At 71.2% G+C, this 10,156-nt stretch carries 4 protein-coding genes; 1 reads left to right on the top strand and 3 read right to left on the bottom strand.

Annotated features, from left to right (window positions below):
- Window positions 1-128 precede the first annotated feature (128 nt).
- The gene (locus ACZ592_RS25700; protein WP_471583998.1) at window positions 129-5,063 is read right to left on the bottom strand and encodes an NAD-glutamate dehydrogenase; all 4,935 of its coding nucleotides are present in this window, start codon (window positions 5,061-5,063) and stop codon (window positions 129-131) included.
- Between the two features lie 474 nt (window positions 5,064-5,537).
- Between ACZ592_RS25700 and ACZ592_RS25695 the strand changes: the two genes are divergently transcribed.
- Window positions 5,538-6,110, top strand: a complete 573-nt coding sequence (locus ACZ592_RS25695) for a DJ-1/PfpI family protein (protein ID WP_471583997.1) — start codon at window positions 5,538-5,540, stop codon at window positions 6,108-6,110.
- A 711-nt stretch (window positions 6,111-6,821) separates the two neighbouring features.
- Here the strand turns inward: ACZ592_RS25695 and ACZ592_RS25690 are convergent.
- On the bottom strand, window positions 6,822-9,101 hold the full coding sequence (locus ACZ592_RS25690) for an ATP-binding protein (protein ID WP_471583996.1): 2,280 nt from the start codon (window positions 9,099-9,101) through the stop codon (window positions 6,822-6,824).
- 109 nt (window positions 9,102-9,210) lie between these two features.
- Window positions 9,211-9,882, bottom strand: coding sequence for an HAD family hydrolase (locus ACZ592_RS25685; protein ID WP_471583995.1), 672 nt, complete (start codon window positions 9,880-9,882; stop codon window positions 9,211-9,213).
- Between the last annotated feature and the right edge of the window lie 274 nt (window positions 9,883-10,156).

Below are 10,156 nucleotides of genomic sequence, written 5' to 3'. Positions count from 1 at the left end.
ACCCATCCCCCCCCCCCCCCCCCCCCCCCCCCCCCCCCCCCCCCCCCCCCCCCTCCTCTGCCCACCCCGGGTGTTTCCCCCTGTCCCCTTTCTCCCTTTCCCGCCCCCGTCTCACCTACCGCCGAGAACTACGAGTGCGTACGCAGCAGCGTCCGCATCGTGCGCATGGCGACCGACAGGTTCGCCAGGTCGAACGCGTCCGAGCTCTGGATCTCCTCCAGGGTCGTCCGCGCCCGGCTCAGGATCGGCGCGTTCTTCTCCTCCCACGCCTTGAAGCGCTGCTCCGGCGTGGATCCGCCGTCGCCGACGGCCAGGATGTCCGCCGTCAGCGCGGCGTGCGCCGCGTACAGGTCCTCGCGAATGGAGGCGCGCGCCATGGACTGCCAGCGGTCAGCCCGCGGCAGCTCGATGATGCGGTCCATGAGCTGGGTGATGCGCAGCCGGTCGGCGAGGTCGTAGTACACCTCGGCGACGGTCATCGGCTCCTTGCCCATCCGGTCGGCGACCGCCACGATGTCGAGCGCCGGGAAGGCGGACGAGAATCCGGCGACGCGCTGCGCCAGCTCCTCGGGGACGCCCGCCTCGGTCAGCTCGTCGCAGATGCCCTGGTACCACTCCAGGTCGGAGCCGCGCAGCAGGCTCGGCAGCTCCTCCCAGACCTGGGCGACACCCTCGCTGAAGAACTCGATGGTCTCGGCGAGCTGCAACGGCTGCGGCCTGTTGTTGAGCAGCCAGCGCGCGCCGCGCTCGACCAGGCGCCGCGAGTGCAGCCGGATCCGGGTCTGGACGTCGGCGGCGACGACGTTGTCGAGCGCCTCGACCGCGTCCCACACCTTGCTCAGGCCGAAGATCTCACGGGCGGCGAGCTGCGCCCGCACGATCTCCTCCAGGGAGGCGCCCGTCTCCTCGCGCAGCCGGTGCAGGAAGGTCGAGCCACCGGTGTTCACCGTGTCGTTGACCAGCACGGTCGTGATGATCTCGCGGTGCAGCGCGTGCCCGTCGATCTGCTCGGGGAACCGCTCGCGCAGCGCCTCGGGGAAGTACGCGTGCAGCAGCCGCCGCAGGTACGCGTCGTCCGGCAGCGTCGTCTGGATCAGCTCGTCCGCGGCCGTGATCTTCGTGTACGCGAGGAGCACGGCGAGCTCGGGCTGGGACAGGCCCCGGCCGGAGTTGAGCAGTTCGCGGATCTGCCGGTCGTTGGGCAGGAACTCCAGGCCCCGGTCGAGGTGACCCTGCTTGCCGAGCCTGCGCATGAAGCGCTGGTGGGCGTGGAGCAGGGACGGCGACTGGGCGACGGCGTTGGCCAGCGCGGTGTTCTGCGCGTAGTTGTTGCGCAGCACCAGATGGCCGACCTCGTCGGTCATCTCCGCGAGCAGCTTGTTGCGCTGCTTGACCGTCATGTCGCCGTCGGCGACGACCGCGTTGAGCAGGATCTTGATGTTCACCTCGTGGTCGGAGGTGTCCACGCCCGCGCTGTTGTCGATGGCGTCGGTGTTGATGCGGCCGCCGCCGCGGGCGAACTCGATGCGGCCCAGCTGGGTCAGACCGAGGTTGCCGCCCTCGCCGACGACCTTGACCCGCAGGTCCTGGCCGTCCACCCGGATCGCGTCGTTGGCCTTGTCGCCGACGTCCGCGTTCGACTCGGCCGACGACTTCACGTAGGTACCGATGCCGCCGTTCCACAGCAGGTCGACCGGCGACTGCAGGATGGCCTTCATCAGGTCGGCGGGGGTCATCTTGGCGACGCCGGTCTCGATGCCGAGGGCCTCGCGGATGTGGGCGTTGAGCTGGATCGCCTTGGCGCTGCGCGGGAAGATCCCGCCGCCCGCCGAGAGCAGGTCCTTGTCGTAGTCCGCCCAGGAGGAGCGCGGCAGTTCGAAGAGGCGGCGGCGCTCGGCGTACGAGGTCGCCGCGTCCGGCTTCGGGTCGATGAAGATGTGCCGGTGGTCGAAGGCGGCGACCAGGCGGATGTGCTCGCTCAGCAGCATCCCGTTGCCGAAGACGTCACCGGACATGTCACCCACGCCGACGACCGTGAAGTCCTCGCTCTGGGTGTCGGTGCCCAGCTCCCGGAAGTGCCGCTTGACGGACTCCCAGGCGCCGCGGGCGGTGATGCCCATGCCCTTGTGGTCGTAGCCGGCCGAGCCGCCGGAGGCGAAGGCGTCGCCGAGCCAGAAGTTGTAGGACTCGGCGACCTGGTTGGCGATGTCCGAGAACGTCGCGGTGCCCTTGTCGGCGGCGACCACGAGGTAGGTGTCGTCCTCGTCGTGGCGCACCACGTCGGCGGGCGGCACGACCTCGCCGGCCACCAGGTTGTCGGTGATGTCGAGCAGCGCCGAGATGAACGTCTTGTAGCAGGCCACACCCTCGGCCAGCCACGCGTCACGGTCCACCGACGGGTCCGGCAGCTGCTTGGCGACGAAACCGCCCTTGGCGCCGACCGGGACGATGACGGTGTTCTTCACCATCTGCGCCTTGACCAGACCGAGGATCTCCGTACGGAAGTCCTCCTTCCGGTCGGACCAGCGCAGACCGCCGCGCGCGACCTTGCCGAAGCGCAGGTGCACGCCCTCGACGCGGGGCGAGTACACCCAGATCTCGTACGCGGGACGGGGCGCGGGCAGGTCGGGGATGGCCTGCGGGTCGAACTTCATGGAGACGTAGTTGTGCGGCTTCCCGCCCTCCGACTCCTGGAAGAAGTTGGTGCGCAGCGTCGCCTTGATGACGGTGAGGAAGGACCGCAGGATCCGGTCCTCGTCCAGGCTCGCGACCTGGTCGAGCGCCCCGTCCAGCTCCTCCAGGAGCCCGTCGGTCAGCTCGGTCCCGGCGCGCTGGCGATCCGGCGACATCCGCGCCTCGAAGAGCGAGACGAGCAGCCGGGTGGTGTGGACGTTGTTGCGGAGGGTGTCCTCCATGTAGTCCTGGCTGAACGTCGAGCCCGCCTGGCGCAGGTACTTGGCGTAGGCGCGGAGCACCATCGCCTGGCGCCAGTTGAGCCCCGCCCGCAGCACCAGCGAGTTGAACCCGTCGACCTCGGCGGCACCGGTCCAGGCGGCCCCGAAGGCCTCCTGGAAGCGCTCGCGGCCGTCGTCACCGAGGTAGTCGCCGTTGCCGTTCGGGGACTTGGGCATGCGCAGCCCGAAGTCGTAGATCCACGCGTGCGTACGGTCCGCGCAGCGCAGCTCGTAGGGACGCTCGTCGGTGACCTCCACGCCCAGGCGCTGCAGCACGGGCAGCACCGCGGACAGGGAGACCTGCTCGCCGGAACGGTAGATCTTGAAGCGGCGCTCGCCGGGGGCGGCGCCCACCGGCTCGTACAGGGAGAGCGCGAAGTCCTTGTCCCCCTGGGTGAGGTCTTCCAGGTGCTGGAGGTCGGCGACGGCCGCGCGCGGCGTGTGGTCGGCCTTGTAGCCCTCGGGGAAGGCACCCCCGTAGCGGCGCAGCAGCTCGGCGGCACGCTCCTCGCCGCACTCGGCGGTCAGCGCCTCGCCGAAGCCGTCGGCCCAGGAGCGGGCGGCCTCGACGAGCCGTCCCTCGATGCGCTCGACGTCGGCGTCGGAGAGGTCGGGGACCGCGGCGCCCTTGGGCACCCTGACCACGAAGTGGATGCGGGAGAGGATCGACTCCGTGTTCCAGGCGGTGAAGTCGACGCTGGCGCCGTTCAGCTCCTCCTTGAGGATGTCGATGACCCGCAGCCGGACACCGGTGGTGTAGCGGTCGCGCGGCAGGTAGACCAGGGCGGAGTAGTAGCGCCCGTACTCGTCCTTGCGCAGGTACAGCCGGAGGCGGCGGCGCTCCTGGAGGTAGAGGACGCTCGTCACGATGGACCGGAGCTCGTCCGCCGGAGTCTGGAACAGCTCGTCGCGCGGGTACGTCTCCAGGATCTGGAGCAGGTCGCGGCCGTCGTGGCTGTTGGCCGAGAACCCGGCGCCCTTCAGCACCTCGGCGACCTTGCGGCGGATGACGGGCACGCGCCGCACCGACTCGGTGTACGCGGCGGAGGAGAAGAGCCCGAGGAAGCGCCGCTCACCGACGACGTTGCCCTCGGCGTCGAATTTCTTCACGCCGACGTAGTCGAGGTAGCTGGGGCGGTGGACGGTCGCCCGGCTGTTGGCCTTCGTCAGGACGAGGAGCTTGTGCTCGCGGGCCTTGGCGCGCGCGTCGGCGGGCAGCCGGTCGAAGGACGGGCTCACCGGGTGGTGATCGTCGCCGTCGTGCTGCGGGTCGGCGCGCAGGATGCCGAGGCCGGTGCCGGGCACGGCGGCCAGGGAGTCGTCGTCGCGCAGCTCGTACTCGCGAAAGCCCAGGAAGGTGAAGTGGTTGTCGGCGAGCCAGCGCAGCAGCTCGCGCGCCTCGTCGACCTCCTGATCGCGCAGGTCACCGGCGGTGGGCTCGGCGGGCAGGTCGTCGGCGATGCGCAGCGCGGCGTCGCGCATCTTGTCCCAGTCCTCGACCGTCTCGCGCACGTCGGAGAGGATCCGCAGCAGGTCGGCGGTGATCTGCTTCAGGTCCGCGCGGTCCGTCTCGCGGTCCATCTCGACGTGGATCCACGACTCGACGAGCGCGTCGTGCGGCAGCTCGGCGCCCCCCTCGGGGGAAAGGACCTCAAGCAGCTTCCCGGTCAGATCACGCCGTACGACGACCTGCGGATGGATCACGACATGGATGCCGCGGCCCTGACGGGACAGCTCATTGGTGACGGAGTCGACGAGGAAGGGCATGTCGTCGGTGACCACCTCGACGACGGAGTGGCTGCAGGTCCAGCCGTTCTCCTCGACCGTCGGGGTGTGGACCCGCACGTTGGCCGTCCCCTGGGGGCGGTTCTCGGCGAGCCGGTAGTGCGAGAAGGCGGCTCCGAAGACGTCGACCGGATCGCGGTCCGCAAGATCCTCGGGAGCGGTGTGCAGGTAGTAGCGCTGGAGGAACGCGAGAGCCATGTCCTGGTCCGGCGTGGCCTCGCTCGTCGTCCCGGTCGGTAGGCGCCCCCCGGCCGGGCTGTTCTCAGCTACCCGGGCGGCCCGCGCGAGCAGCTCGGTCTTGGCTTCGTCCAGCTTGGTCTGCATTGTCCTCTGACTCCTGTCGCGCGCCGTTGCGTGACGTAGAAGGAAGTGATGTGCCGTAACGCCGCGACGCGGGGTCTCCGGTCGGCTTCGACGCTATGCCGCGGTGATGGAAGAGCGGACAGCTTTCCGCCATTTTCAATGGTTTCGCTGACTGACGGCTCGATCGGCCCGGTCGGCCCCACCGCGAAGAAGCGTCAGCGAGGGCCCGGGCACGGATGTCCTCCGTGAGCACCGGGCGCAGGGCGGGGGCGTCGGTGCCCCCGCGGGATATCGCGCTGATCACGGGTCAAGGCTATCGCTCCCCACCGGGAAGCCGTCATGAGCCGTATGTGTACAAAAGCAGGGGTCGAACTTTGACAGTCTGCACAGTCGTGTCGACCGTCGGCCCTCTTGGCAAAGCGGCACCGCACGGGCACGTTGGCCCAAGGGTCCGGCCGACGGAGGCGGTACCCGCCCCGAGGGGAGCGCAGCAAGATGGCAGCCAAGATCCTGATCGTGACCGGCGACGCGGCGGAGTCGCTCGAAGTCCTCTATCCCTACCAGCGTCTGCGCGAGGAGGGGTACGACGTCCACATCGCCGCCCCCGCCCGCAAGACGCTCCGGTTCGTCGTGCACGACTTCGAGCCGGGCTTCGACACGTACACCGAGAAGCCGGGCTACACCTGGCCCGCGGACCTCGCCTTCTCCGAAGTCGACCCCGGCCAGTACGCCGCCCTGGTGATCCCGGGCGGCCGGGCCCCTGAGTACCTGCGCAACGACCCCGAGCTCCGGAAGATCCTCAAGTCCTTCTTCGACGCGGACAAGCCGGTCGCCCAGATCTGCCACGGCCCGCTCCTGACCGCCGCCATCGGCAGCCTGAGCGGCCGCAGGGTCACGGCGTACCCGGCACTGGAGATGGACATGCAGGCCGCCGGCGCGACGTTCCAGGACGCGGAGGCGGTGGTGGACGGCACGCTGGTCTCGGCGCGCGCGTGGCCGGACCACTCGGGCTGGATGCGGGAGTTCCTCACGGTGCTGCGCGCGAAGGCACCGGTCTCGTCCCACTAAGGCCCGTGCGGGGTCTCCCAGGCCCTAGGTATACGGATTCCACGGCACCCCGCACCACATCGGTATGCGGATCCTCGCGCATACCGATGCCGGGAGGCGCCCGCACCCGGCAGGCTCTGTCCTGCACCGCCTCGACAGGGGCGGGAAGGGCGGGCGGGGTGCCGGCAGTGCCTGGTCAACTCCCCCACGGCTGTCGTGGCAAGGCACCCCGCCGCCTCCAAGACGGCCTGCCCTTGTCGGCGAGGGCAGGCCCCTGGGCCCTGGACGGTCCTGGGTGCGTTTTCGTCTGCGGGTGTGGTGTGGCTGGTCGCGCAGTTCCCCGCGCCCCTGGGGTTCGGCTGTGGGGCGGGGTCGCGGGGGTATGTACGTACTCGCTATCCCTGCGCCACGCTGCACGAACAAAGACGCTATGGCCGGCTCGGTGCTCCGTGCGCACATACCCCCGCGCCCCCTCCGGCCGGTTGGGTGTCTGCGGCCCGGCTGTTGCTCTCAGGGGCGCGAGGAACGGCGCGACAAGCCACGACACACCCGCACCCGCCAAGCGTCCGGGCCCTCCGCGGCGGGTGGGTCTTTAGGGGCGCGGGGAACTGCGCGAACAGCCACAACGAACCCGCACCCGCCCACACAGCACGGCCCGCAACGGCGGGTGGGCTTTCAGGGGCGCGGGGAACTGCGCGAACAGCCACAACGAACCCGCACCCCCAAACCGCCCTAGGCCCCGGGGCCAGCCGCCGCGATCTCGGTCCGCGACCCCACCCCCAACTTCGCCAGAATGTGCTCCACATGCGCATCCGCGGTCCGCTTGGAGATCACCAGCCGCTCCGCGATCTCCCGGTTGGAGAGCCCCTGTGCCACCAGCACGGCGACCTCCCGCTCCCGCCGCGTCAACACGTCACTCCCCGCCCGCCGCCCCGCATCCGCCCCCCGCCCCGGCGTATCCGCGTCCCCCCGCACCGCCTCCAGCACCTGCCGCCCGGACAGCCGGGCCCCCACCGCGTGCCACCGCTCGAACTGCCGGCCCCCCAACGCCTCCCGCACCGACTTCCGCGCGGCCTCCTGGTGCTCGAAGAGCGAGGGGAGCATCCCGATCGGGTCCCCGCCCAGCCGCCGCGCGTTCTCCGCGTACCCGAACAGCCACGCGGCCCGCACTTGCCGCCCCTCGTGCGCGGCCGCCCACGCCAGCCCGTGGCAGCACATCGCGGCGACGAGGATCTCGTCGACCTCGCCCGCCGCCTCCATGCCCCGGCACAGCGAGACGACGCCCGCCTCCCGCTCCCCCGCGAGCCACCGTACGAGTCCCTGCGCCATCAGCGTGGAGCCGTAGATCTGCCGCTCACCGGTAGCTTCCAGCAGGTCAAGGCCTTGCGCGCACAGCTCGAGGGCCCCCTCCGTGTCCCCGAGAACGGCCCGCAACAGCGCCGCCTCGTAGCTCATGACCACGAGCCCGAGCCGGTTGTCGATCTCGGCCATCCGCAGCCGCACGCCCGCGAGCCGCGCAAGCCCGTCCTCGTCGCCGCACAGCGCGGCGAGCCCGTGCCCGTACGCCTCGGCGAACTGCGCGACCTTCTCGTCGCCCGCCCGTACCGCGGACTCGCGCGCCAGCGCCATCCGTTCGACGGCGGTGGCGAGGTCCGCGGTCCAGACGCCGAAGGCGCCGGTCGCCAGGAGCCCCCACGCCCGCGCCGAGCAGTCCTCGGGGACACGCTCCAGGCCCTTCTCGATCCAGTAACCGCCCTCGGAGAGCGTCCCGGAGGCCCGCCAGTACGGCCACAGCCGGGCGGCCAGGCGCAGTCCTTCCTGCGCGCGCCCGTCGGTCCCGTAGGCGTACTCGAGGGCGGCCCGCAGCCCGGACAGCTCCGCGCGGACGACCCGGTGCAACTCCGGCTGCCCGGCGCCGAGGAACCCCTCCTCGAAGCGCCGGCCCAGATCCCGGTAGTACGCGAAGTGCCGCGCCCGCAGCGCCGCGCCCCCGTCGCCCTCGACCGCACCGAGCCGCTCGGCCCCGTACTCACGGAGGGTGTCGAGCAGCCGGTAGCGGTTCCCGGACTCCCCGAGACGCTGGACGACGGACTTGTCGACGAGCCCGATCAGCTGCCCGAGCACGTCCGCGACGGGCAGCGTCTCGTCCCCGCAGACCTGTTCGGCCGCCGAGAGCTCGAAAGATCCCGCGAACACCGACAGCCTCGCCCACAGCAACTGCTCGGCCGGGGTGCACAGTTCATGCGACCAGTCGATGGCCGTACGCAACGTCTGGTGCCGTGACAGAGCGGTCCGCCGCCCCCCGGTGAGCACTTGGAACCGGTCGTCGAGCCGTGCCACCAACTCGTCCATCGACACGGCCCGCAGCCGCACGGCGGCGAGTTCCAGGGCGAGCGGGATGCAGTCGAGCCGGTGGGCCAGCGCGAGGAGTTGCTCGCGGTTCGCCTCGCCCGCGGCGAAGCCGGGCGCGACCGCGGCGGCCCGCTGGACGAAGAGCTCGACGGCGTCGTCGTCGGCGAGCGGCGAGACGGGACAGCAGTGCTCGCCCGGCACGTCCAACGGCTGCCGGCTGGTGGCGAGCACGCACACGTCCGCGGCCTCGCGCAGCAGGATGTCCGAGAGCATGGCGCACGCGTCGACCAGGTGCTCGCAGGTGTCGAGGACGATGAGCAGCCGCCGCCCCTGCAGATGCGCGACGACCGCGTCGAGCGGCGCCATCCCCGACTGCTCGGGCAGCTCCAGGACCGCGGCGAGCGTGGCCGGGATCAACTCCGGGTCCCGCAGGGCGGACAGCTCGGCCAGCCACACCCCGTCGGGGAACCGCTCGCCGAGGCCGGCCGCGGCCCGCAGCGCGGTACGGCTCTTGCCGACGCCGCCGGGACCGACGAGCGTGACGAGCCGTGCGTACCCGAACGCGTCCCGCACTTGCGCCAGTTCGTCCACCCGGCCGACGAAGGAGGTCAATTCGGCGGGCAGTTGCCCGCCCCGTCGCTGCCCGAAGCCGAAACCCATCGCGCTACCGCCCCCGTCACGTCGTCCCGCAAGGCCCACCACCCGGCCGAGGATCCCACCTCAGCGTACGCAGGGAGACGCGGAGCGTGAACGGAATCACGCAACCCTCTCAGGCGACGAGCCGCTCCGCCACGTCGACGGCGTCCGCCAGACTGTCGACGACGGGCACGCCCGCGGTCTCCAGACTCACCCGGCTGTGCGACCCGCCGGTGTAGAGCACGGCCCGCGCGCCCACGTGCGCGGCGGCGACGGCGTCATCGACGGCGTCGCCGATCACCACGACCCGGTCGACGTCGGGACGGTCCCGGAGCGCGGCCAGGTGCCGCACCATCCGGTCGGCCTTGCCTGCGTGCGAGGTGTCGGTCCGCCCGTCGATCCGTACGAAGTACTCGTGGATCCCGTGCCGACGCACGATCGGCACCAGGTGCTCGTGCGGGGCCAGCGACAGCAACGACTGCGTCCGCCCGTCGTCCCGCCGCGCGGCCAGCAGCTCGGAGGCCCCTTCGGCCAGCGCACAGGCTTCCACCCGCGCCCAGTAGTGCTTGTGGAACACGGCGTCCATGACCTGCCACTCGGCCTCACTGGGCAGCCGCCCCATCAGCCGCTCGTAGAACACGGGTATGGGCACGCAGTACAGATCGCGATACCGCTCCAACGTGATCGGTTCGAGCCCGATCTCCGCGAAGGACGCGTTCGTCGCGTCGATCACCGCATGAATGTCATGCAGCAGAGTCCCGTTCCAGTCCCACACGATATGCGCCCCGCGCAGCAGCTTCCCCATACCAAAAAGTTACCCTCTCCTGGCCCCTGGGCCTTGGGCGGTCCTGGGTGGGTGGGGTCCGCCCTGCGCGGGCGGGTGCGGGTCCGTCGTGCCTGGTCGCGCAGTTCCCCGCGCCCCTGAAGACCCACCCGCCGCTGGGCGACCGGACGCTCTGCGGGTGCGGGCCCGCTGCGGCTGGCCGCGCAGTTCCCCGCGCCCCTAAAAGCCCACTCGCCCCTGCGGGGCTTGTCCACCACCGATGACCGGCAGCCTCCCAACCGGCCGGAGGGGGCGC

The organism is Streptomyces sp. NPDC040622 (assembly GCF_055593965.1).
Note: the sequence above shows the minus strand (reverse complement) of the source record. Positions and strands in the feature narration are given on the sequence as shown.